Annotated in this window: 18 protein-coding genes; 2 read left to right on the top strand and 16 right to left on the bottom strand. The window is 63.2% G+C overall.

The window, feature by feature from the left end:
• Positions 1–62: 62 nt before the first annotated feature.
• On the bottom strand, positions 63–1,049 hold the full coding sequence (gene dapD / locus P3T20_RS26710) for a 2,3,4,5-tetrahydropyridine-2,6-dicarboxylate N-succinyltransferase (RefSeq protein WP_429288309.1): 987 nt from the start codon (positions 1,047–1,049) through the stop codon (positions 63–65).
• A gap of 135 nt (positions 1,050–1,184) precedes the next feature.
• A complete protein-coding gene (locus tag P3T20_RS26705; protein WP_429288308.1) occupies positions 1,185–1,775 on the bottom strand; it encodes an SH3 domain-containing protein in 591 nt (196 codons plus the stop codon).
• Between the two features lie 217 nt (positions 1,776–1,992).
• Here P3T20_RS26705 and P3T20_RS26700 point away from each other — a divergent pair, with 217 nt between their 5' ends.
• Positions 1,993–2,790 carry a hypothetical protein gene (locus P3T20_RS26700; protein ID WP_429288307.1) on the top strand — a complete coding sequence of 266 codons (798 nt, stop codon included), beginning with the start codon at positions 1,993–1,995 and terminating at the stop codon, positions 2,788–2,790.
• 77 nt (positions 2,791–2,867) lie between these two features.
• Here P3T20_RS26700 and P3T20_RS26695 read toward each other — a convergent pair whose 3' ends face one another.
• The 8 genes from P3T20_RS26695 to P3T20_RS26660 form a co-directional block, all read right to left on the bottom strand.
• On the bottom strand, positions 2,868–4,403 hold the full coding sequence (locus P3T20_RS26695; RefSeq protein ID WP_429288306.1) for a chemotaxis protein CheW: 1,536 nt from the start codon (positions 4,401–4,403) through the stop codon (positions 2,868–2,870).
• A 14-nt stretch (positions 4,404–4,417) separates the two neighbouring features.
• Positions 4,418–4,894 (bottom strand): chemotaxis protein CheD, encoded by a 477-nt coding sequence (locus P3T20_RS26690; protein WP_429288305.1) that lies wholly within the window; start codon positions 4,892–4,894, stop codon positions 4,418–4,420.
• Positions 4,891–5,718, bottom strand: coding sequence for a CheR family methyltransferase (locus tag P3T20_RS26685; RefSeq protein WP_429288304.1), 828 nt, complete (start codon positions 5,716–5,718; stop codon positions 4,891–4,893). Before P3T20_RS26685 ends, P3T20_RS26690 begins: the two co-directional genes overlap by 4 nt.
• Before the next feature lie 13 nt (positions 5,719–5,731).
• Positions 5,732–7,396, bottom strand: coding sequence for a methyl-accepting chemotaxis protein (locus P3T20_RS26680; RefSeq protein ID WP_074266007.1), 1,665 nt, complete (start codon positions 7,394–7,396; stop codon positions 5,732–5,734).
• 405 nt (positions 7,397–7,801) lie between these two features.
• The gene (locus tag P3T20_RS26675) at positions 7,802–9,382 is read right to left on the bottom strand and encodes a serine hydrolase domain-containing protein (protein ID WP_429288303.1); all 1,581 of its coding nucleotides are present in this window, start codon (positions 9,380–9,382) and stop codon (positions 7,802–7,804) included.
• A 75-nt stretch (positions 9,383–9,457) separates the two neighbouring features.
• A complete protein-coding gene (locus P3T20_RS26670; protein ID WP_429288302.1) occupies positions 9,458–10,516 on the bottom strand; it encodes an ornithine cyclodeaminase in 1,059 nt (352 codons plus the stop codon).
• Positions 10,517–10,549: 33 nt separating this feature from the next.
• On the bottom strand, positions 10,550–11,668 hold the full coding sequence (locus P3T20_RS26665) for a succinylglutamate desuccinylase/aspartoacylase family protein (protein WP_429288301.1): 1,119 nt from the start codon (positions 11,666–11,668) through the stop codon (positions 10,550–10,552).
• Between the two features lie 244 nt (positions 11,669–11,912).
• A complete protein-coding gene (locus P3T20_RS26660) occupies positions 11,913–12,842 on the bottom strand; it encodes a LysR family transcriptional regulator (protein ID WP_074264105.1) in 930 nt (309 codons plus the stop codon).
• Between the two features lie 258 nt (positions 12,843–13,100).
• On the opposite strand from P3T20_RS26660, the gene P3T20_RS26655 reads away from it, so the two are divergent.
• Entirely contained in the window at positions 13,101–14,300 is a 1,200-nt protein-coding gene (locus tag P3T20_RS26655) for a porin (RefSeq protein ID WP_074264104.1), read from the top strand.
• Positions 14,301–14,434: 134 nt separating this feature from the next.
• On the opposite strand, the gene P3T20_RS26650 is transcribed toward P3T20_RS26655, so the two are convergent.
• From P3T20_RS26650 to P3T20_RS26625, 6 genes are all read right to left on the bottom strand, one after another.
• Positions 14,435–16,327, bottom strand: coding sequence for a dipeptide ABC transporter ATP-binding protein (locus tag P3T20_RS26650; RefSeq protein WP_429288300.1), 1,893 nt, complete (start codon positions 16,325–16,327; stop codon positions 14,435–14,437).
• Positions 16,324–17,154 (bottom strand): ABC transporter permease, encoded by an 831-nt coding sequence (locus tag P3T20_RS26645; RefSeq protein WP_429288299.1) that lies wholly within the window; start codon positions 17,152–17,154, stop codon positions 16,324–16,326. The genes P3T20_RS26650 and P3T20_RS26645 overlap by 4 nt, the downstream gene beginning before the upstream one ends.
• Positions 17,155–18,096, bottom strand: a complete 942-nt coding sequence (locus P3T20_RS26640; protein ID WP_429288298.1) for an ABC transporter permease — start codon at positions 18,094–18,096, stop codon at positions 17,155–17,157.
• 8 nt (positions 18,097–18,104) lie between these two features.
• Positions 18,105–19,601, bottom strand: a complete 1,497-nt coding sequence (locus P3T20_RS26635; RefSeq protein ID WP_429288297.1) for an ABC transporter substrate-binding protein — start codon at positions 19,599–19,601, stop codon at positions 18,105–18,107.
• Between the two features lie 393 nt (positions 19,602–19,994).
• Entirely contained in the window at positions 19,995–21,815 is a 1,821-nt protein-coding gene (locus P3T20_RS26630; protein ID WP_429288329.1) for a PAS domain S-box protein, read from the bottom strand.
• Positions 21,815–22,936, bottom strand: a complete 1,122-nt coding sequence (locus tag P3T20_RS26625) for an ABC transporter substrate-binding protein (RefSeq protein ID WP_254368803.1) — start codon at positions 22,934–22,936, stop codon at positions 21,815–21,817. Before P3T20_RS26625 ends, P3T20_RS26630 begins: the two co-directional genes overlap by 1 nt.
• Between the last annotated feature and the right edge of the window lie 303 nt (positions 22,937–23,239).

The raw sequence follows: 23,239 nt of genomic DNA, 5'->3' as shown, positions 1-23,239 counted from the left end.
CTGGGGTTTACGCCAGGGACAGTGGCGTAAACCGTCGGCCGCGCCGTATCCGCTGCGGTCGCCTAGTTATGCGTGTGCAAGTCCGGATTCAGTTGTCCCCACGTCTTGGTGCGCGAGATGGCCTCCACCGCCCCGCTCTGCGAATTGCGGCGGAACAGCCACCCCGGCTGCCCCGACAGCTCGGCTGCCTTGACCACCGCGCCGTCCGGCAAGCTGACCCGGGTGCCCGCCGTGATGTAGCAGCCGGCTTCGACCACGCAGTCGTCGCCAAGCGAAATGCCGATCCCCGCGTTGGCGCCCAACAGGCAGCGCTTGCCCACCGATACGACTTGCGTGCCGCCGCCCGAGAGCGTGCCCATGATCGACGCGCCGCCGCCGATATCGCTGTGATCGTCGACCACCACGCCTGAACTGATGCGGCCTTCGACCATAGACGCGCCAAGGGTCCCCGCATTGAAATTGCAGAAGCCTTCGTGCATGACCGTGGTGCCTGGGGCGAGATAGGCACCGAGCCTGACCCGGTCCACGTTGGCGATACGCACGCCTGCGGGCACGACGTAGTCAGTCATGCGCGGGAATTTGTCGATGCCGGTGACTTCGAACGTGGTGCGCGCGGCCCGCGCCTTCAGGCGCACCTGTGCGACCGATTCCACGGTGCAGGGACCAAACGAGGTCCATGCGACATTGGCAAGCAATCCGAACAGACCGCTCAGATTGGCCTCATGCGGGCGGATCAGCCGGTGGCTGAGCAGATGCAGGCGCAGATAGACGTCGTGTGCATCGAGCGGCGGCTCGGCGAGCGAGGCAATCGCCGTGCGCACGCCGATCACCTCGACGCCGCGTCGCTCGTCGGGGCCGACGCAATTCGCGGCGGCGTCGCCGATCGCCCGCGACACTTCCTCGTGCGATAGCCGCGCCGTGCCGCCTGCGAGCGGCCCTTCCGCCAGTTCAGGCTCGGGAAACCAGCTATCGAGGACGGTGCCGTCGGCGGCCAATGTCGCCAGGCCCACCGCCGATGCGCCACAAGTCTTGTGTTCAGCCACTGCCATCGCTCCCTGTCCTTGTTGAGATCTGTACGGGCTTTATGCCGCCTGAGCCTTGCGGCGCGGCGGGTTCGCCTTGCCCGCGGCCTGACGTGTTCACCTTAGGTGGTCACGCGGCGGCGTACTCCCTGGCTGCCCCGTCTAACCGCCGCCTGGCGGCCGTCCGCCTTGTCCGCCGCCACCTGGAGGGCGTGAACCCTGTCCACCGCCCCCACCACCCGGTGGCTTGCCGCCGCCGGGAGGTCGACCGCCGCCGCCCGGAGGCTGTCCACCTGGAGGCCGGCCAGGCGGACGTCCCGCACCCGGGCGCGGCGGCCGTGGCGGAGGACGATGCGCCCAGCGCGACTGATCCCGGTACCACGGCCGGCCACGATAATAGTTACCCCAATACGTCCCGATCGAGAACGTCACGATCGGCAAGCCGATCGCGTTTCCATAGCCCAGCACGGGGACCGGGTTGCCTTGATAAGGATAGTTGAGCCGTCCCGCATAAACCCAGCCGCGCAGATTGGGCGTCGCGACATCGCACCAGCTGTAGCCGGCGACACACCCCATCACCGTGACCGGCAGGCCACCCGGCAATTGCGAGACCACCGGGTAGTCCCGTGCGGGACCGGCCCGAAGGTTCACTGAGCTATTGGTGACGGCCTGCGCCTGCGCGAACGCGGCGGCGGGCACGAGCAACAGGGCGGTCAATCCTGCATAACAGCACTGCACCAACTGTCTTCGCATTGCGGCCTCCTCTGGCGGGGCGGTTTCGATTGTCGCTGCGTCTGGATGTCACTGTGTAAGCAAGCGTACCGCATCCCGATGAAGGTCGCAGGTCATTCGCGGGCTGATAGCAACATTTGGTAAGAAGTTTGCGAACTCGTCCTTTTTTTGAGGTCTGGCCGTTTCCAACTCAGCCGATCATTCATCGCATTACCGACCCTGCTCTGTCCGGACTGCCATGAAGATCTTCCGAACCACCGTTTTCGCAAGCCTGCTGCTCACCCACCTGCCGGCCCACGCGACCAGCTTCGATTGCAACAAGGGCCGTTCGATCACGGAACAACTGATCTGCCACCGAGCTGATCTATCGAAGCTCGACGACGTGCTTGGCAAGCTGTACTGGCAAGCGCGGCGCTCCGTCTCCAATCCCCGGGCGTTCCGCGCCGACAGCGACAGCAAATGGGCCTGGCGGGAAGCGAACTGCAGCGATGAGGAATGCCTGAAAACCTGGTACACCGGACGCATCCAGGAACTGCAGCTTTTGTTGACGAGCCTGCAGCAGGAACCGTCGGGTCAGCCGGATAAGTCCGCACAACCGGCCACGCCGACGCCGCGCCTGAACGAAGGGCCGCGCGATGCGGGACGGCGCGCGATCGCCCATGCTCAACCGGACGCGGAAACGGGTGGAACTGCGTTGGGCGGCACTGCGCCGGCCGGCGTTCCCGTGGCTGGCACTGCGGCGAGCGGCACCCCTGTGGCTGCCGCCGCGCCCAGCGACACACCGCGGCACACCACGCAGCCGGGCAGTACCCCGCTGGCTGGCACTCCGATAGGCGGCGGCCAGCTCGCGCACGCACCTGCATACCCATTGGCGCTCCAATGCACCGCAGCCAATCCGGGCGTAACGTGGCACGACCAGTGTGCGACCGTCCTGAAGCAGGACACGCGCTGGCAATATCCGCCCCACAGCGGCGACTGGTTCTGCGGCGTGGCGACAGTCGAACAGTCTCCAGCAGAACCGGTAGCGCAGCAGTAAGTACGGGGGTGACGTCGCTCGCGTCAGATTAGCCGGACCGCACGGTCAACGGCCGGCGTGGCTGTCCACGCGCCCCGTCACACCTCCGCCTCAACCGCGACCCGTTCGCACAGCGTCGCCAGGTCGATCAGCATCAAGGTGCCACGGCCTGGCAATTCGACCGCCTCGGTCATGCCATTGCCCCAGCCGTTGGCTAGCTGGCGCGTCAGCATGGGCGGCACCGGAATCCGGCTGGCGGCTTCGATGGTGACGATGTTGTCGACCGCGTCGACCACGAGGCCGTACTTCTCGCCGCGATGCTCGACGATCAGGATCTTTGCCTGCGCGAGATCGTCGTACGGCGGCATGCCGTACATCGCGCGCACATCCACCACCGTCAACAGCTCGCGGCGCAGATGCAGCACGCCGCGCACGTACGGCGGCGCGCCAGGCGTCACCACGACCTCGCTGGAATAATCGATCACCTCGCGCAACTGGCCAATGCGCACGCCTAGCAGATGACCGAGCCGGAACGTCACATAGGTCTCGCGCGGACCACGTCCGGCGTTTCCGCCTTTCCCATGGCCGCCACCTGAAGCGCCGCCCGCCTGGGTCCTGTCGCGATACAGATCGCGATGACCCCGGGCCACGGCGGTAATGCGCTCGTGGCTGCAGAGCGCTTCCGGATTCAACAGGATGATGCTGTCGCGCCCGTCGTTGCCAAGACAGCCCGCAAACAACGCCACATGGCGACGGCTATAAGCGGGCATCACGAGCAATTCGTCGTCGCGATAGCCGACGATGCTGCGCACCTCGTCGACCATCAGGCCGACATGCAGCTCCTGATGATTCAGCACGACGATGCGCCGCTCGTCCGTGGACGCGGCGCTGGCAACGCCCGATGCCGCCGCGTCCTCACGCTCGAGTCCCATGAAGCGGGCAAAGTCGACCACCGGGACGGTCGTGCCGCGCAGGTTCAGCATGCCGATGCAGATCTCATCCGCGAGGGGCGACGGATGCATGGCGGGCACGCGGATAATCTCCTGAATCGCCGCCATCGGCAGCGCCAGATGCGCCTCGCCGACGCGAAACGACACGGTCTGTCGACGCTGTGCCTGCTGCGCGCGCCGCTCGGGCGCCGCGCTGCGGTGATGCAGATGCGGTACGTCCGGCAACCCGAGCAGCGCAGCAGCCGAGAGGATCTGCAAGATCCGCTCGCCGCCGTCGAGCTTCAGCGCACCGCAAATCACAGCCGGGCTCTGCTGCGGCGGATCCGCGCGGTCGAAGGCGATCTTCTGCGCCGCCGGCACGCGCAGGATTTCGCCGGTGGTGTCGAACCGCAGCCCCACCCGCACGTCGCCGAGTTCGACGATCGCGATCTTGCTGACGCTGCTTGCGGCTTCCTCGGGCAGATGCAGCAACTGACGCAGATCGACGATCGGAATCAGCGTGCCACGCAAGTTGAAAATACCGAGCAGATGGCGTGGCGCCAGCGGCACCGGTGTGACAGCTGCCGGGTAGTTGACCACCTCCTGCAGGTCAGCAACCGGCAGCGCCAGTTCCGTCTCGCCGAGGTGAAAGGAGCCGAACAGTTCAACAGCGGAACTGCCGGCGGACGTTGCGTTGATATCCATGACGAGGACCCCGTTCAGAGAGTGCGGGTGATTTTTTTCACAACGAACGCATGCTGCCGGCAATCGATCAGCAGTTGCCGGCCGCATTCGCCGCCGACATCCTCGTGCACGACACGCACGCCAAGTCCTTCGAGCAGGATCTGTGCAGTGCGCACGTTCTGCTCGCCGATCGGCGCGTGAGTGGGACGGCGCGCGTAATGCACCATGTTCGCGCCACCCGCCAACACGGCCTCCAGCGCGCCATGCGAGGCGCGCTGCACCTGCATCAGGCTCAGCAGCGACGGAATCGCCTGCGTGACGTATTTTGCGCCGATGCCCTCCGGCCGCACGGCCGCATCGGGCAGCAGGCAGTGCGCGAGTCCGTAGATGCCGCGCTCGCGCCACAACAGCCCAATGCCGACACACGAGCCGAGCGTCGCACGCAACACGTCCTGTCCATTGCCGATGCCAATGGCGCACATATGCACCTGAATCTCGCGCGCATCGGTCACGGACGAACCTCATTGCGATAGATAAGCGGCTGTTCGAAGGCGAATCCCATATCGAAGCGGCTCAACGATTCGGATTCCCCAACAATCAGCACACCATCCGGTGCCATCGCGCGTCGCACGTTTTCGAGCACCACCTGTTGGCCAGCAGCGTCGAAATAGATCAGCACATTACGCAACAGCGTGACGTCCATCGTGCCGATGTCGCGCGCCGCCTCGTGCAGATTGTGTTTGCGGAACGTCACGTTCGCGCGCAACGCCGGGGCGGCCACGAAACCATCGTCCGCAGCGCTGAAGTACTTGCCCAGCAGGTCAGGATGGGTTTGCCTGAGCCCCTCGATGCTGCGGCCCTGGTAATGCGCCGCGGCAGCCTTGCGCAGAATCGCGTCACCGATATCGGTAGCGAGAATCCGGTAGCGAAACGCCGGATGCCGCTCACGAAACTCTTCGCACAGCATCGCCACCGTATAGGCTTCCTCGCCGCTCGAAGCTGCCGCCGACCACACCCGCAAAGGCGTGCTGCCGTGCGTCTCGAACCAGCGCGGCAGAAACTGCCCGGCGAAATACTCCCAGATGCGCGGCGTGCGAAAGAACGAGGTTTCGTTGGTCGTCACCAGATCGATGAAATCGCGCACCTCTTCGGGCTTCGCCTCCAGCACATGCAGATAGTCCCGGTAACCGGGCAGTGCCAGCTCGCGCACCCGCCGGCGCAAGCGGCCCTCCAGCAGGGTCCACTTGCGCTCGCTCATGGCGATGCCGGTATGCCGCCGAACCTGATCGAAGAAGGCCCGGCGGGTCGCCTGATCGACCTCGCGCTCGTTATCCAAGGCGCCTCCTGCGTCAGACGACGAAGCGTGTGACGGTCTGATCGAGCGTTTCCGCGCCCTGCATCAGCGTGGCGCTGGCCCGCGCAATCGTGTCGCAGGCGCTGGCGGACTTCTCTGTTTCTTCGGCCACCTGCTGGATCGCGGCACTGACCTCGCGGGCGGCGATCAACTGCTCGTCCGCGCCGCAGGAAATCTCCGAGATGGCGTGTGTCGTGCGGCTCACACCGTTGACGATCTTGTCGAAGGCTTCGCCGGCCTGCTTGGAGATTTCGCTGCCCTGAGCGACCCGTTTGACCGATTCGTTGATCAGCTTCGAGATTTCCTTGGTCGCCTGCGACGAACGCTCGGCAAGCTTGCGCACCTCGTCGGCCACTACGGAAAAGCCGAGCCCATGTTCGCCCGCACGCGCTGCCTCGATAGCCGCGTTGAACGCGAGCAGATTGGTCTGGCTGGCAATCTCGCCGATCACCTTGATGATCTCGCTGATATCTTCGGATGACTTATTGATCAGCTCCATCGCTTCGATCGAGCGGGTAATCGCCTTCGCGCCGCGCTCCGCTTCCTGCTGGGTATCTTTAGCAAGGTTGTCGGCGCTGCGCGAGTTGTCGGCGATCGAATTGATCGATGCGGTCAGTTCTTCGATCGACGCGTTCATCTCCTCGACAGTTGCGCCAAGCAACTGCGCGCCGCTTGCCACCGTGTTGGCACGCCCCGCGATATCCTGCGACGAGGCGGTGAAGCCGCCGGCCGAATCGACCACCTTGCCGATCACGCCGCGCAGATCGTCCATCATCCGCTTGATGCCGCTCGCAAGCTGGTCGATAGGCTCGGTGCCGGCCACTTCGACGCTGCCCGTCAGGTCCCCCGCGGCGGCCTTGCTGACCACCTGCAGGAGCGCCTCGACCTTGCGTTGATCGCTTTGCGCGCGGCGCCGGATCTGCTCTTCCAGCGCGACCTGGGCCGTCACGTCGGTCGCGAACTTGATCACCTTGCAGAGTCGCCCGCCGACATCGAAAATCGGGTTGTAGGTAGCCTGAATCCACACTGCACGGCCGCCCTTGCCCACGCGCTTATAGCGGCCTGCATCGAATTCGCCGCGGTTCAGTTTCGCCCAGAAATCGCGGTATTCCGCGCTCGCGGTATACGCCTCCTCGCAGAACATGCGGTGGTGCTTGCCCTGGATCTCATCGAGCCGGTAGCCGAGCGTATCGAGGAAGTTCTGATTGGCCGAGAGCACGTTGCCCGAGAGATCGAATTCGATCACAGCCTGGGCGCGATCGACCGCGCGCACCTTGCCTTCGTATTCGGCATTCTGCTGGCGCGCCGCGGTGATATCCGTGGCGAACTTGATGACCTTGTAGGGTTTGCCGGCGGCGTCGAACACCGGGTTATACGAGGCGTTGATCCAGATTTCGCGGCCGCCGCGGCCCACGCGCTGATACTCGCCCTGATCGAACTCGCCGCGGGCGAGCTTCTCCCAGAACAGACGATAGGCGGCACTGTCGGCGTAAGCGGCCTCGCAAAACATGCGGTGATGCTGGCCACGAATCTCGTCGAGCGTGTAGCCCACGGTCTTCAGGAAGTTGTCGTTGGCGTGCAGAACGATGCCGTGCAGGTCGAACTCGATGACGGCCTGAACACGATTTAGCGCGGCGCTGACCGCGCTGAGTTCGTTCATTTCCAGGTGCCGCTCAGGCGTTGAATGTTCCACTTCGTTCTCCTCGTTGAACGGGCGAAAAAAACAAAACACGCCGACGCTCCTCTCTCGGGGAGGGAGTCCGGTCATGCTTTCTCTCAGGAATATATTTAGTGTGCCGTGCCAGAGAAGCGCCTCCCTGCAGGCGATCTTAAGGTCGCCGCCCATGCGCTTCACTAGCACCGCATCCGGTATATCGGCAGGAAAAGATGCCAGCTTTATATCGGATTAACCCTGAATTTGCGAAACGTGAAGTTTTTTTGCTTTTGTTCCGCTGCAATCGTTTGCGGGCACGTTTGAGGCAAACGACCAGGTCCGAAGAGTGGCTTTGAAAGCGGTGACGTGGTATTGCGCGGAAATTCCGGGTTGCGCGGTTTGGAAACGCGTTTACACGCCGTTCGCTCGCGCCTGGTCGTCGAGAGTGCCAGTGACATCGTCGTGACGCAACGCGCCGCTGTTGATATTGACGTCACGTTTGAAGACGACCTCTCGCCCCGAAAACTCGCAGACGACCGTATCGCGGAAGGCCGTTTCCGCAAAGATCCACGTCATCTGCAGGCGCGCCGGATCGAGCCAGCAGGCGCGTGCCACCACCGGGCTGCCCAGCAGGCGATACCCATGGTGCAGATCGCGGCCGGGCATCTCGTTGGGGCCTTCAATCCAGCGCCCGAAGCCGGCAACGATCGCATGTTCGCCATCCGCATCGGTCAAGCGCAACGTGCATTCGCGCTCGCTGAACTCCAGTTGCAATGCCTGGATGCCCTGCGCATTCGGCTGCATCGTGAAGCGCATTTTCTCCGTACGAGCACGCGAAGTACCGCCTGAATGCGCATCCGGACCAGCGAGCAGATACGGCGCCTTCCATGCTACCGGCGCATCTTCCCGTTGCCATTCGACAAGCCGTGCCTTGAGTCGCGCATCCGCGGCGTGACCCGCAACGGGGCCATCGCGGAAGACTTCACGGAACGCTGCCGGAAAGTAACGATCCACATAAGGCATGAGCTTCCCGCTCCCCTTGATCGCACCGGTCACTGCGAGCGTGACACCGTGCGCGGGAAATACCAGGGCCATCTGCACAAATTTTCCGATCGCGCTGTACATACCGTCTGGGCGCGTCCACCAGTGATATCCATACCGTCCTGATTCGACGTGTGAACGGGTCGCGTTCGCCACCCACTGCTCCGGAAGCAGCCGCTTGCCTTCCCACATGCCGCCCTGTGCATGCAGGATGCCAAGTTTGAGCAGGTCGACTGTTTTGGCCGTGAGTCCGTTGCCACCAGGATTGATGCCATCAGGGCCGATGTCCCACGTTTCACCCGCAATACCCAAAGGTTCGAGCAGCCTCGGCTTAAGGTAATCGTGCAGCGTTTGTCCCGTTACGCGACTCAATACCGCCGACAACATATAACTGGCCGCGCTCGTGTACAGGAACGATCCGCCCGGCTGCTCAACGATAGGGATCCTGAAGAATGCTTCGATCCAGCTCGTTCCCAGCACGCGCCATTGTGCGCCCGAGGTCTCGCCGGCGTGACCCACACGCATGGTGAGCAGGTCTTCGAGCGTCAGGGCCGCGAGCCGGTCGCTCATGACCGCGGGAAGCGCGTCCGGGAAAAACGACACCACCTTGTCGTCAAGGCCGAAGCGTTTTTCTTCCAGCGCGAGGCCGATCGCGCAAGCGGTAAAGCTTTTGGCAACCGAATGCAGGTTACGCGGACGGTCCGCGCGATACGGCCAGCGCCATGCCTCCACCACCACCTTGCCGTTACGGTGGATCATCAACGAATGCAAGTCGAGTTCCGCTGCTTCGACGGCGTCCAGAAATGCAATGACAGCGTCCGCGTCCACGCCCATCGTCGATGGTTCTGCGCGGCTCAAGCCATCCGCGTACGCGCCTTGCTGAACGCCATGACGGGCATCGCCCGCGCCGGCTGAAGCCGCTACGCCCCGATCAAGAAGAGAGTCTGACATTTTGTCTACCGGTTGCATTGGGCCGTTGAAACATCGCGAGGACACCGATGGGACATTTCGAGCGAACACTACGCGTTACGCGTGCAACACTTCGCGCTGCGTAGTGTACGACGCCGACACGGGAACGACGAACTGATACAGGTCCTTGGGATTCGCCGGCGCCGGAATCAGTTCGATCTGCTCACCGATATCGCGGGCATCGCTCACATCGCGCAGATAGCGCAGCGCCGAGAAATCCTCGAGCGCGAAACCGACCGAGTCGAACACCGTCACTTGCGCATCGCTTTCCCGCCCGGCAACCTCGCCCGACAGCACGCGCCAGAGTTCAACCACCGGAAAATCGGCAGGAAGCTGCTGGATATCGCCCTCGATTCGCGTCTGCGGCTCGAACTCCACGATCACCCGGGCGCCTCTCAACACGTCGGCGTGCAGTTCCGTCTTGCCGGGACAATCGCCGCCAACCGCATTGATATGCATACCCGGTTCGATCATGTCCGGCGTCAGGATCGTTGCGTTGGTCTTGTCCGCTGTTACCGTCGTGACGATATCCGCGCCGCGCACGGCCTCGGCCGCACTCGCCGCACGGATAATCTTGAGGTCTTTCAGACCAGACAGGTTGCGGATCAGTTTGTCGGTTGCCGCGGGGTCGATATCGAACGCGCGAACTTCGTTCACGCCAAGCATCGCCTTGAACGCCAGCACCTGGAATTCGCTTTGCGCACCGTTGCCGATCAACGCCATCGATCTTGACGCAGGCCGCGCGAGCGCCTTGGCGACCAACGCGGACGTCGCGGCGGTGCGCAATGCGGTCATGATCGTGAATTCGCTCAATAGCACCGGAAAACCGGATTCGACCTCCGCCAGCACGCCGAATGCCATCACCGTGAGCATATTGACGTGGGTATTCTTCGGGTGCCCGTTGACATACTTGAATCCATAGAGCGTGCTGTCCGAAGTCGGCATCAGTTCAATCACTCCGCCCGGGACATGGTTAGCCACCCGCGCCGATTTCTCGAACTCGTTCCAGCGCAGGTAATCCGCGCGGATATAGTCCGCCATCGTCGTGATGAACGCTTCCGCGCCGATCGACGTCACCAGCTTGCGAACATCGCTTACGTCAATATATCTCGTCATTTTGTGTTCACTCTCATCAACGTTCGAAGAACCTCATGCGCTCAGCAGATAGCCGGAGCGGATTACTTCGTCGCCCGACACGCGCCCGAGCGGATCGCCCTGCCGCACATAGCGGACGTCTCTTCGCATATAAAAGATGCCGGCGGTACGGCTGCAGATCGCGGTGCGCGTACCATCCGTCGTATCGACGATCACGAACATCTGCTGACCGGCGCTGACGCGCGCACCGGGTTCCACGCAGTGCAGCAGGATGCCCGTGACCGACGCATAAAACTGTTCGCTGCCGGCCAGCGGCGTTGCGGGGTAAGCAAGCGGCGGCAGCGGTTTGACTTGCGCTTCGATCGCGCCGTACCAGGTCAGGTAATCGAGAATCGCCGCCGCATCCTTCCGGGCCAGTTCGTCGTTGACGTCGCGCTGACCGCGATGCTCGACCGTAATCGCCGTGCTTCCATGCGCGATCGGAAAGCGTTCATTAAAGCGTTGCTGCAGTTGCCACCATGTGAAGCTGTGCGCTTCATCGAACGATTGACCACCCGAGTCGACGGCCAGCAGCGAAGCGCTCGCACCAAGATAGCGGGCCAGCGGCTCCGCCTTCTGCCAGAGGGCCTCACCCGTGTAGAGATGCAGCGCGGCTTCCCGCGAGCAATGCAGATCGAGAATGATGTCTGCATCCAGCGATAGCAGCATCAACGCGCGCTGCAGGTCGTCGAAGGTCTGGCGAGGCTGTTGCGCGAGCAACAGATCACGCCAGGCCCGGCGAATCGTCGCGACGTTTTTCTTTGCGTCGCCGCCCAGTTCTCCTTCGACCGCTTCAGCGATTTTCCCTGCGAGAAGCGGGAAACCCCGATTGAAGTTGCGGCCGCTCGCCAGATCGAACCGCCCGATCGGATAGCCGAGCACGACCTGCGCGAGGCCGATCGGATTGGCCGTGCTGACCAGCACGACTTCGCAGCGCAGGCGGCCCTCTTTCTCCAGTTGCTGAAGCTCCTCCTGGAGGGTCAGCGCGACCAGCATGCCCGGCATTTCATCGGCGTGCAGGCCAGCCTGGATATAGATCTTCTTGCCGTAAGTCTGGTCGCCGAAATGATGCGAAACCAGCTGATGCGCGGTGCCGTCCGAGGCAGCAAGCAGGCGGTGTTTAGCGCTGTGCATTTAGAAAATTGTCCTGTGGTTCATCGACAGGCTGCGACGCTCGTGACTCATACCGGCTGATGCCCCAAGTGCGGCGTTGCGGCAAAGACGCCTGATGAGCCGGAGAAGCCGGATAAACCGGACACGTCGAAGCATGGACATGATGCTACGCGTCGCAACAGGCCTGCAGAAGCCTGGTCGGGGTTATCGTGATCGATAGATCAGATCACCCCCGAAATCGCCCTGAATCCGTCTGCCAGGCGGTTCAGGACTCGCTGTTACGCGACACGCCGCGCTTTAGACGCGCATACGAAACCAGCATGCTCGATAACTCGTGCGCGATCCCCGTCAGCGGAGAATTGCTGCGCCGGATCAGGCTGATATCGCGCGGCTGGAAGGTCTCGCGAATCGGCACCCGGATGAGCGATCCCGAGAACAGCTTGTAGTCGGCGAGCACGCCCGGGTCCATGGTCAGATAGTCGGTTTCGCACACCAAGAACAGCGATTCGAGCAGGGTCTCGGCGGTAATGACGATCTTGGGCATGCCCAGGCCATTCGCCGCGAACATGCCCACCAGACGATTCGCCGCAATGCCGACAACGCCCTCGCGCTTGAAGCCCACCCATTCGCAATCGGTCAGCTCGGCAATCGACGTGGCGCGAGCCATCGGGTGACCGGCGCGCGCCAGGATCGCCGGCGCGGAGCGATAAAGCCGGTCGATATGCAGATCCACGTCGTCGAACTCCGGCGCAAGCGGACACAGCGCGAAATCGAGGCGTCCATCGCGAATCCGTTCAATCAGCATTTGCGACGACCCGCTCGACAGATGCACGAGCACACGCGGGAACGACGACATGAAGCGCGTGACCACCGGCACCAGCAACTCGGCAAGCGGTTCGGAGGTCAGGCCAACGGCGATGCGTCCCGACGGTTCGCCTTCCAGTTCACGCATGTCCTGATCGATGCGCTCGCAATCCTTGAGGATCGACGACGCACGGGCCAGCAACTTCTCCCCGAACGGTGTGAGGCTGATGCCTAGGTGCGAGCGCGTCAGCAGCGGCACGGCCAGTTCCGCTTCGAGACTCTGGATCGCGTGGGTCAATGCGCTCTGCGCGATATCGAGCGAGCGCGACGCGGCCCGGAAACTGCCCTGCTCGACCACTGCGCAAAACACTCTGAGCTGGCTCAACGTCATGTGATCACCTTATTCGATTGCATTTCTTAAAGGTCCTTAGCAACTCTTTGGCACGTGACTAGCACGTCTTCGACACGCTGCAAATGCGGGTCTCTCTTGTGATCTTCCGATTAGATCGCGATGCCAAGGATCGGTCTTCCGGGTCAAAAAATAGCCACATAGGATTTGCCGCAACCCGTGCTTAAGCGCAGGTCTCGCTGCACTGCTGTTTACCTGAGTTCACACCACTTGCATCCGGCTCCGCCGAGGACAAATACGATGAAAAAGACCATACCCATGATCGCCGCACTCGCCGCGTTCTCCAGCGTTGCGCATGCGCAAAGCAGCGTGACGCTTTACGGGCTGCTCGACACTGGTATCGCGTTCAACTCGAATGCCAAAGGCTCCCAGCAGTACTCGCTGGCCTCCGGCAACCTGCAGGGCGACCGTTGGGGCCTGCGCGGCACAGAAGATCTCGGCGGCGGCCTCGCCGCGATCTTCCGCCTCGAAGGCGGCTTCGCCATCAACAACGGCACGCTCGGCCAGGGCGGCGATCTGTTCGGACGCAAGGCCTACGTCGGCCTGTCGAGTCCCTATGGTACCGTCACCCTCGGCCGCCAGTACGACCCGCTCGGCGACTACGTCGGCAGCTTCGAATCGGGCAATGCCGAAGAGCTCGTGACCGCCACCGAATGGGGCAGCATCTACGGCGCACACCCGGGCGACATGGACAACTTCGACAACTCCTACCGCATCAACAACTCGATCAAGTTCGCGAGCCAGAACTATGGCGGTATCACCTTCGGCGGCATGTACAGCCTCGGCGGCAAGGCAGGCGATTTCACCGAGGACCAGCTCTTCGGCGTAGGCGCCGGATATCACAATGGCTCGCTCAGCCTTGGCCTCGTCTATGAAAAGGCCAAGGATCCGAACTACTCCGTGTTCGGCACCAACCCGAACGCCAACTCCTCGACTTCGACCAGCGCCCTCAATATGTCAAGCCCGGTGTACAGCGGCTTCGCCTCGGCCGGCGCGTGGCAGGTGATCGCAGCGGGCGCCGCATACCGCATCGGCAATGCGACGATCGGCGGGACCTACAGCAACGTGGCCTTCCAGAACCTCGGCAGCGAAGCGGGCGCTGGGCTGAACCCAGAACATCTGACCGGCACCGCAAGCTTCAATATCGGCGAACTGAACTTCGCCTATCTCGTGACCCCTGCCCTGCAGCTTGGCGTGGCCTACACCTATACCCGTGGCGATTCGGTCGGCAGCATCTCCGGTGCTACGTACAACCAGGTGAACCTCGGCGCGAACTACTTCCTGTCGAAACGCACCGACCTGTATGTGGTCGGGATCTACGAACACGCGAGTGGCGAAGATTCGACCGGCAAACAGGCGGTGGCGGCGATTACCAATCTGTCGAACTCGTCGACCGACAAGCAGGCGGCCGTCGTCGTCGGCATTCGACATCGCTTCTGACGCTTCATTCAAGCTACTTTCTCGAAAGAGGTGCCGCTGGGCACCTCTTTTTGTCGCGTTGGCTGGCACGTTGTTTTGTGCCGCTTTTGCTTCGTTGCTTTGCCTCGTTCATTTCGCAACGCCTAGCGCTGCGTTCAGGTGCCCGCGTATAGCGCGACTCGATGCCCTGCATTACCTTGCCCCACCTGAGTGAGAAGCGGCGCGCCTTTCTCCGGCCTGTCGGGATCGAAATAGCGATCGTCGGCAAGACGCGGCGCAGGCACCTCGCGCGACAGCACCTTGAAGCCATCCGTGCGGTTGCCGCGCAACTCAGGCACGGCTTGCAGCAGGCGGCGCGTGTACGGATGGCAGGGGTCGTCGAAGACCGCGTCACGCGTGCCTTCCTCGACCAGATGTCCGCGCAGCATCACCAGCACGCGGTCGGCGATCTGTTCGACCACACCGAGGTCATGCGAAATCAGCAAACAGGCGAAGCCGTACCGTGCCTGTAGCGCGACGAGCATATCGAGCACCTGCTTCTGCACGGTGACGTCGAGCGCCGAAACAGGTTCGTCGGCAATGATGACTGCGGGACGGCTCGCAAGCGCCCGTGCAATCGCCACGCGCTGACGCTGTCCCCCGGACAACTCGTGCACGAAGCGCCGCGCATGATCGGAGAGACCCACATCCGCCAGCGCGGTAGCGACACGCTCTGCACGTTGCGCTGCATCGAGACTAGGGTCGGCCCTTAATCCTTCAGCCACCAGCGAGCCGACCCGCATGCGCGGATCGAGAGACGAATAGGGATCCTGAAAGACAATCTGGATCGCCCGACGCGCAGCCTGCAGACGCTTTGCGCCGGCGTCGAGAAACTGCTCGCCGTTCAGCAGCACATCACCCTCTGCCGGTGTGACCAGGCCGAGCACGGCCTTGGTGAGACTCGTCTTGCCGCTGCCCGACTCGCCGACGATCGCCAGCGTCTCGCCGGGCCCAACGCTGAAGGAGGTGCGATGGACGGCCCGCACGCTACGCTTGCCGCCAAACCAGGCCGCGAAGCCGCTGCGCACGGTCGAATAGTCGATAGCGACGTCGCGCACTTCGAGGATGGGTGCAGGAGCCGCAGCAGCAGCCGGCGCGGTTTCAGCAAGCGCGGAATCGCGCAACGCCACGTCAACGGGGGGCAAACGTCGCGGCAACGCATCGAGCAAGGCCAGCGTGTAATCGTGCGACGGTCGCGATAATACCTGGTCGGCCGGCCCGGTTTCGACGGCGACACCCGCACGCATAACCAGCACCTGCTCCGTGTAAGCCGCCACCAGCGCAAGATTGTGGCTGATGAAGATCAGCGCGGTGCCTTCCTCGCGGGTCAACTCCGTCATCAGATCGAGGACTTCCTTCTGGACCACGCAGTCGAGCGCTGTGGTCGGTTCGTCCGCGATCAGCAGTTTGGGACGCAGCAACATCACAGCAGCCAGCATGATGCGCTGGCGCATCCCGCCCGAGAACTCATGCGGATAACGCTTCATGCAGCCTTGCGGATCGCGCACGCGCACGCGTTCGAGCATGGCGACGGCCTGCGTCCACGCTTGCGCGCGCGGCACGTTGCGGCGGCGCACGAGCGCCTCGGTCAACTGCTCGCCGATCCGGAACGCCGGATTCAGCGAGACCATCGGCTCCTGAAACACCATGCCGATACCGATACCGCGCGTGCTTCGCCACTGGGCCGGCGTCTGTTCAAGCAGCGGCTGACCCGCGAAACTCACGTGGCCCCCCATGATCTGCGCGGCATCCGGCAGCAGGCCGAGCAAGGTCTTGCCGATCAGCGTCTTGCCGCTGCCGGACTCCCCGACCACAGCCAGCGAACGGCCCGCATCGAGATCAAAGCTGACGCCGTGCACGACCGGCTTCGCCTTATCGTCAGGACCACGAAATCCCAGCGTCAGATCGTGCACGCTGAGGAGCGGTTGATGAGCCGATCCCGCGGCTGCCCGCACCGAACCGGAAGCCGCCAGGAACTCCATCGCAGAGGCAGAGTGGCGCGTCGTCATTTGGCTCCTCCGTTCATGCGCGGATCGAGCAGGTCGCGTACCGCGTCGCCCAGCATGTTAATGCCGAGCAGCGCGAGCGAAATCGATATGCCGGGGAAAATCGCCAGCCAGATTGCGCGGTCGATGGCGTTGCGGCTATCGGCGAGCATGCCGCCCCAGGTCGGCGCGGGCGGCGGTACGCCGAGTCCCAGAAAGCTCAGCGCGCTTTCGGCCAGCAACGCGGACCCGAATAGCGAAGTCGAGAAAATCAGCAAGGGGGCGACACAGTTCGGCAGCACATGACGGCAGAGTGTCCACACACCGCCGTTGCCCATCGCTTGCGAAGCGACCACGAAATCGCGGCTGCGCAACGACAGCGTGCCGCCGCGGGCGAGCCGTGTCACCGAGGGCGTGTACGCAAGGCCGAGCGCCAGCACCACCGACCATTTGGAGGGCCCAAGCACGGTCATGATGCCGAGCGCCAGCAGCAGGCCAGGAAACGCCATCAGCGCATCGACCAGCACGAGCACCAGACGATCCAGCCAGCCTCCTACATAACCGGACACGGTGCCCAGTGCGGTCCCGAGCGCGAGAGCGAACAGCACCGAGCCGATGCTGACGGTCAGGCTGACCGCTGCGCCGGCCATGATGCGCGAGAGCACATCGCGGCCGAACTCATCCGTACCGAGCCAATGGTGGATGCCGGGCGCCGCATAGCGCGTGACCAGATCGACATCCGTCGGATCATAGGGCGTGTAGACAAGACCGAGCAGAGCGGTCACGACCAGCAGCCCGACCAGCACTGCGCCGATCGTCAGATTGAAGCGTTTGAAGGAGCGCAGTTTCATTTAAAGCTTCATCCGTGGATCGAAAACCGGATACAGCAGATCGACAACCAGATTGACGAGCACATACAGCAACGCAATTACCAGCAGGCAGGCCTGCACTACCGGGTAATCACGCGCATAGATGCTCTCGACCAGCAGGCGTCCCATGCCCGGCAGCGTGAACACCGTTTCGATCACCGCTCCTCCCGCCAGCAGATGGCCGAGAATCAGCCCGACTACCGTCAGCGCGGGACCGAACGCATTCGGCAACGCATGCCGCAACAGCACGCGTGGCTCCGACAAGCCCTTCGCACGCGCATGCGAGATGTATTCGAGCCGCAGCACTTCGAGACTGCTCGCCCGCATCATCCGCGTCAGCACGGCGATTTCGCCGAGCGCCACCGCGATCACCGGCAGCACCAGATAGCGCACCGTACCCCACCCCACCTCGCTAAACGATTCGAAGCCAAACGTAGGCAGCCATTGCAGCTTCACACCGAACAGCCACATCAGCAGGATGCCCACCCAGAAGCTTGGCAGCGACACGAGCAGGATGCTGGTCAGCACGATCGCCGGATCGGCCCGGCGGTTTTGCGACCACGCAGCAAACAGTCCCGCGGGAATAGCAATCAGGCTGGCGAGGAGCGTGGCGGACAGCACGATCTCGGCGGTCACCGGGAAGGTGGTGCGGATCAGGTCAGCCACAGGTTGGTGCCGCACGATCGACATACCCAGGTCGCCATGCGCCAGATGCGTCACCCACAACACGAACTGTTCGGGCACCGAACGATCCAGCCCAAACTGATGACGCAGTTGCGCGAGCAGCGCCGGATCGTTGACATCGCCGAGCATCAGCGAAGCCGGATCGCCGGGAATCGCCCGCATCATGCCGAACACGAGCAGCGTCACGATCAGCACGGTCGGCACCGCCATGGCGATGCGTTTGATCATGTAGGAGAGCATCGCGTTATCTAGTCCTTGCTCACGTTGTAAAAGCGCATGCGCCGCATCGGCCACGACGTCAAACCGTGCAGACGGCTGCTGACCAGAATCAGATCGGGTGTGTTGTACATGCCGAGCAGCGGTACGTCGGCAATCATCATCTGGTGCAGACGGTCGAAGGCCTGCTTGCGCGCCGTTTCGTCGCTGACGCCTTGCAGACTGTGCAGCGGCGCCAGAGCGGCGGGGTTCTCCCACTGCGCCATCGGCGTCTTCGACTTGTCGCCGAGCACATCGCCGAACATCAGCGCGGGATCAATGCGTGCGGAATAGGCGAAGGACATCAGCTGAAACCGGCCCGAGCGGAAGTCGCTGACCTGCTTGCTCCATTCGACGACATCGAGCTCGGTGCGAATTCCCGCCTTCGTCAGCAGCGACTGCACGTAAACCGCCAGCGTGTACATATGTTCGAAGCGACGGCTGGTCTCCAGCTTCAGCGTCTGACCGTGGTAGCCCGCCTGCGCCAGCAGACGTTTGACCTCCGGCAGGTTCTTCGTATAACCGGTCGCGTCGATCGTCGAGTACAGTTTGTTGGCATCGGGAATCAGCGACGGGTTGTAGTGCCCGTGCCCATCCGTGACCGCATTGACGATGCCGGGCAGATCGAGCGCGAGGGCAATGGCGCGACGCATACGCACATCCGCGAGCAACGGGTCGCGGTTCTGCATCAACAGCACGGCAGGATCGGCGCTCGGCCCTTCGACGAGATGCCAGCGCGGATCGGGCGGCAACAGATTGTTTTCGTCGATCGTCATGGCGTCGATCTGACCGGCGGCCAGCGCGGACTTCTGCGCGGCCTCATCGGGAATCACGACGAAACGCACGTCCGCGTATGCGATCTTGGCGCCCGCGCCTCCGCTGGATGGCTCGGTACGCGGGCGGTATTGCGGGAACCGCTTGAGCAGCACGTACTGGCCGTGCTTCCAGTCGGCGAAGACATAGGGGCCGGTGGCAACCGGCTTCAACCATTTGCCGTCACTGTCGACGCTAGACGGATGCAGCACCGCCAACGGACAGCGCGGGTCGACCATCTGCTTCAGGAAGAGCGCGTAGGGTCGGTCCAGTTCGAACACGACGGTCTCGGGATCGGGAGCCGTCACCGCCACGACTTTCACGCCCCGGCCGCCGTCGAACACGCTGCGGCACTCGAAGCCCGAACTGCGTTTCATCAGGAACCCGAAACTCCATTTGACCTCGGCGGAGGTCACCGGCGCGCCGTTATGAAACAGCACGCCATGCCGCAGATGAAACGTGTAGCTCTTGCCGTCCGGCGAAATGTCCCAGCTGTCCGCGAGCATCGGCGCCACGCTCAGATCGGCACGCAGTGCGACCAGCGATTCGACGACGTTGCCGAGAATATTGTCGGTGGCAGTGTTGCGCGCCACGTTGCCGGGCATCGAGGTGGGTGTGTCCTCGCCTTCGGCCACCCGGATCTCGTGCGTGGCCGCCTGGCCTGACGGCTGGGCCACCGCCTCGCTCGACGCAGTGTCAGTAGACGACGAAGACGCCGAAGCAAATGAAGTTATGACACAGCTCGCCAGCAGCACGGCTGTCTGGAGCAGACAGCGGCAGAAACGCATCCCGCGATCGGTCACAAACGGCACTCCGCGAAGATCTGCCCACGGCAGGCAGGCGTGAGATCGGGGTCTGGCGACGCATCGGGCACGCACGCTTGCGGGAAGGGGTTGAGCCGGAACATCGGGTCTCCGCGTTTTGGGTATCGGTCTGGTTGAGTTGCGAAACATCGACCACTCGGAGCGATCCTAAGCACACCGCGCGAGCCAAGGAAGTCACGACATAATATCGTGATCTGTTTTTTAGATCACCCCGGCTCCGAGCGTGTTGTCCCCGCTCGAGGCCCCTCAGCCAGACGGAACGACGGTTTTCTCCCCCACGTAGAGGCGAATCACACAGCCAGCTGAGGCCGTGCTTTCGACATGCAGCTCGGCGTCGATCAGGCGGGCCCGTTCGGTCATGCCCAGCAACCCGTATGAATAACCCTCGCGAGCAGCCGCGACGTCGAAACCTTGCCCGTCGTCACGTATCGTCAGTTCGATCGCGCTGTCGACGTTGCGCAGCGTCACGTCGACGCGCGAGGCCTTCGCGTGACGGGCAACGTTGGTCAAGGACTCCTGCACGATGCGAAAGATGGCCGTCGCAGAGGGATCCGGAAGATGTGGTTCCGGGCCCTCAAGGTGGAAGTGGCAAGGAATCTGCGCATAGCGCGTGAAGTCGTGGGCCAGCCACTCCAGCGCCGAGGCGAGACCGAAATTGAGCGCGGCAGGACGCAGATGGCTTGCCACACTGCGCACAATGCCGATGGTTTTTTCGACCAGCTCGCGCATGCCATCAGCCTTGCGAAGGGCAGCTGAATCGTCCGCGAGATGCATCCGCAGCAGCGATACATCCATTTTCAAAGCCGTGAGCAACTGACCGAGATCGTCGTGAATCTCCATGGCAATACGCTTGCGCTCTTCCTCGCGGATCGCTTCCAGATGCGCGGAAAGCTGCCGCAAGCGCTCGCGCGACACCCGCAGTTCAGCCTCGGTCCGCTTGCGCTCGGCCACTTCGCGCTCAAGCTGGTCGCGATGCTGCTGCAGGTTTTCGACGACGTGCCTGCGGGCCGTCACATCGCTCATCAAGCCCTCCAGAACGGCCGGCTCGCTCCCCTCGACGCTGACACCGCGCGCATTCAGTTCTACCCAGATCGGGACACCATCCAGACGCATCAGGCGCAGTTCGAAGCCGACGATCTCACCCTCGGCGCGCAGCACCTCGAACAGCGTGCGAATTTGCGCTGCATCGAACGGCAGTCCGTACAAGGCGGCCGCGCCTGCCGCCATCAGTTCGTTCGGGCTGCGGTAGCCGAGCAGCTGCGCCATGGCGGGGTTAGCTTCGGTGAGCCTGCCGCTGCGCTCGAGCAGGAAGATGCCCTCAAGCGCATTTTCGACAATGCTGCGGTACTTGCGCTCGTTTTCGCGCAGCAAGGTGGTGGACTGGCGCAGCCGTTCCGCCATCGAGTTCACCCGTGTGGCGAGCCGCCCCAGCTCGTCGCCGGATTCCACCACGCAGCGCGCCAGCAGGTCGCCGCCGGCGATGCGATCGACCATCTCTTCGAGACGATTGATCGGCCCGCGTACCATGCGCTTGAGCAGCACGAACGTGACGATATAGAGCGCGGCGACGATGGCCGCCACCGTCCAGAGGATCGACCGGCGCGCCGCGCCGATGGCCTGCTCGGCCAACGCTCGCGTGTAGACCAGCCGCACTTCGCCGATCTGCTCGCGCGGCGCATCGCCAGGCGGGGTGAACTCGATTGGCCGGACCCGTACCACGGTATCGGCGCGTTCGTTCGCCGACGGCCCCTTCACCGTGGACACGACACCGTAATTCGTCGCCGTGACGGTGTATTCGACGAGCTCGGGGTTGGGCGCAAGCGCCTGAAGCTGCTCGTCGATAGCCGCGCGGTCGACATTCCACAGCGGCTGCGCCAGCGAACGGCTAAGCAGATCCGCAACCCGCGAGGCACGTTGTTCCAGTGCGCTTTCGCGCCGGTCCCGTTCGTGCTGGGCCACGACATAAGCCGAGCTGCCCGCGACGATCGCGACGAGAACCGCAAGCGCGAGCATCAGCTTGGCGTGCAGGCCCAGCGAATGCAGCGCATGGCGCGGAGAAAGGTGCATCACGAGAGTGTCGGGACGGTAGTCAGGAGCCGTTGCAGGCCGAAGTCGTAAGGACCCGGGCTTGGGTAGAGGCACTTCGAGTACACGCCGAAGTTCAGCGACTGTCCATGAGCGAACACGGCGTCATAGTATTGCGCAGCGTTCGCGCGGTGGATCACGCGCAGGAAGTCGAGCTTCTGGCGCACGCCTCCGGACGCGGCAAAGTCCTTGCCGTGATGATAGTCGTAGAGCAACACCATCGCCCATGCCCCGATGAAATAGTCGCCTGCCACCATCGCGGCCAGCCCGCCGTCGACGATACTCTGCAAGGCTTCCTGCAACGCCCCCATGCCGCCCACCAGAACATGCGCATGCCGCTCTGTGACTGCGCTCATGGCGCCGAGCGCCATCGCGTCGTTGGCGGCCCAGATCAGGTTGGCCTGCGGATAGCGCGCCAGCAATACGCGGGCTTTTTGCGCGCTATCGGCATAGCTCCAGTCGCCGAACACCAGTTGGCAGGTGTGCGCGTCCTGCTCGCGGGACAGGAACGCATCGACGCCCTGGGCACGCTCGAGCGACACCGGCGTGTTGGGATCCCCCGTGATGCCGATCACCTGCGCGCCGGCCGGACTCACGCGCTGATAAAGGTATTGCATCAGGCGATAACCCGCTTGCGCTGCGTTCGCCGTCGCTGTGCCGATCCAGTTGGCGATGTCTTCCCGTTCATTGCCGATCGCCCGGCGCTGGCCCGGAGTGAGGTCATTGTGGATCAGCAGGACCTTGGCTCGCGAACCTGCCAGCGCGGTCAGCATCTGAGCGGCGGCCATCTTCTCGTTGACGATGACCACATAGTCGGGGGCGTCGGCGCGCGCTGCGACCTCTCTCGCCTGACGCACCATCAACAGGTGATCGCGTTCGGCGTACAGGACCTCCAGCTGCATACCGAAGGTTTTGGCGGCCACCCGCATGAAGCGGGAAACGAGTTGCCACTGCTGTCCGGTGCCGCGTTCGACGGCTTCGCCAGGATTGAGAAAGACCACGCGGGGCGCCGGGCCGGATGCGAAAGCGGGACCGGCCATGCATAGCAGGCTGGCGTTCGCCAACGCGAGTAGCGCTGCTCTACGTTTGACGGGTCGGTCCACGGCGTCTCACCTTTATAAGCCCCGTAATGTACTACGGACATGCTCCCCTTAAATATGACTCCACTCCGCCCATTTTACGGTTTGCCGGAATGCCGCCAATATTCGCGCCATAGTCCACGGGCCACGGCTGACGCCTTCGTCGTGCCTCGCCTGGTTTGCTGCTGGCACGACGGCACGGCTCGAAGCGTTATTGTCAGATCAATCGACAGTCGAATCCCCGGCTGGCGTGGACGCCATGGCCGCAGGCCGACTGCTCCGCAGACAGGCTGCATTAGGAATTTCCTGACATCAAAATCGGCATAA

Origin of the sequence: Paraburkholderia sp. GAS206C (assembly GCF_050435645.1) — a bacterium.
Classification (GTDB): Bacteria; Pseudomonadota; Gammaproteobacteria; order Burkholderiales; family Burkholderiaceae; genus Paraburkholderia; species Paraburkholderia phenazinium_B.
The sequence above is the reverse complement of the archived record's forward strand: the minus strand, read 5'-3'. Positions and strand labels throughout refer to the sequence as shown.

Excerpts from the sequence above, each read along its gene's own strand:
- dapD (WP_429288309.1), bottom strand. The coding sequence starts at position 1,049 with ATGGCAGTGGCTGAACACAAGACTTGTGGCGCATCGGCGGTGGGCCTG.
- P3T20_RS26705 (WP_429288308.1), bottom strand. The coding sequence starts at position 1,775 with ATGCGAAGACAGTTGGTGCAGTGCTGTTATGCAGGATTGACCGCCCTG.
- P3T20_RS26700 (WP_429288307.1), top strand. The coding sequence starts at position 1,993 with ATGAAGATCTTCCGAACCACCGTTTTCGCAAGCCTGCTGCTCACCCAC.
- P3T20_RS26695 (WP_429288306.1), bottom strand. The coding sequence starts at position 4,403 with ATGGATATCAACGCAACGTCCGCCGGCAGTTCCGCTGTTGAACTGTTC.
- P3T20_RS26680 (WP_074266007.1), bottom strand. The coding sequence starts at position 7,396 with ATGAACGAACTCAGCGCGGTCAGCGCCGCGCTAAATCGTGTTCAGGCC.
- P3T20_RS26675 (WP_429288303.1), bottom strand. The coding sequence starts at position 9,382 with ATGTCAGACTCTCTTCTTGATCGGGGCGTAGCGGCTTCAGCCGGCGCG.
- P3T20_RS26670 (WP_429288302.1), bottom strand. The coding sequence starts at position 10,516 with ATGACGAGATATATTGACGTAAGCGATGTTCGCAAGCTGGTGACGTCG.
- P3T20_RS26665 (WP_429288301.1), bottom strand. The coding sequence starts at position 11,668 with ATGCACAGCGCTAAACACCGCCTGCTTGCTGCCTCGGACGGCACCGCG.
- P3T20_RS26660 (WP_074264105.1), bottom strand. The coding sequence starts at position 12,842 with ATGACGTTGAGCCAGCTCAGAGTGTTTTGCGCAGTGGTCGAGCAGGGC.
- P3T20_RS26655 (WP_074264104.1), top strand. The coding sequence starts at position 13,101 with ATGAAAAAGACCATACCCATGATCGCCGCACTCGCCGCGTTCTCCAGC.
- P3T20_RS26650 (WP_429288300.1), bottom strand. The coding sequence starts at position 16,327 with ATGACGACGCGCCACTCTGCCTCTGCGATGGAGTTCCTGGCGGCTTCC.
- P3T20_RS26645 (WP_429288299.1), bottom strand. The coding sequence starts at position 17,154 with ATGAAACTGCGCTCCTTCAAACGCTTCAATCTGACGATCGGCGCAGTG.
- P3T20_RS26640 (WP_429288298.1), bottom strand. The coding sequence starts at position 18,096 with ATGCTCTCCTACATGATCAAACGCATCGCCATGGCGGTGCCGACCGTG.
- P3T20_RS26630 (WP_429288329.1), bottom strand. The coding sequence starts at position 21,815 with ATGCACCTTTCTCCGCGCCATGCGCTGCATTCGCTGGGCCTGCACGCC.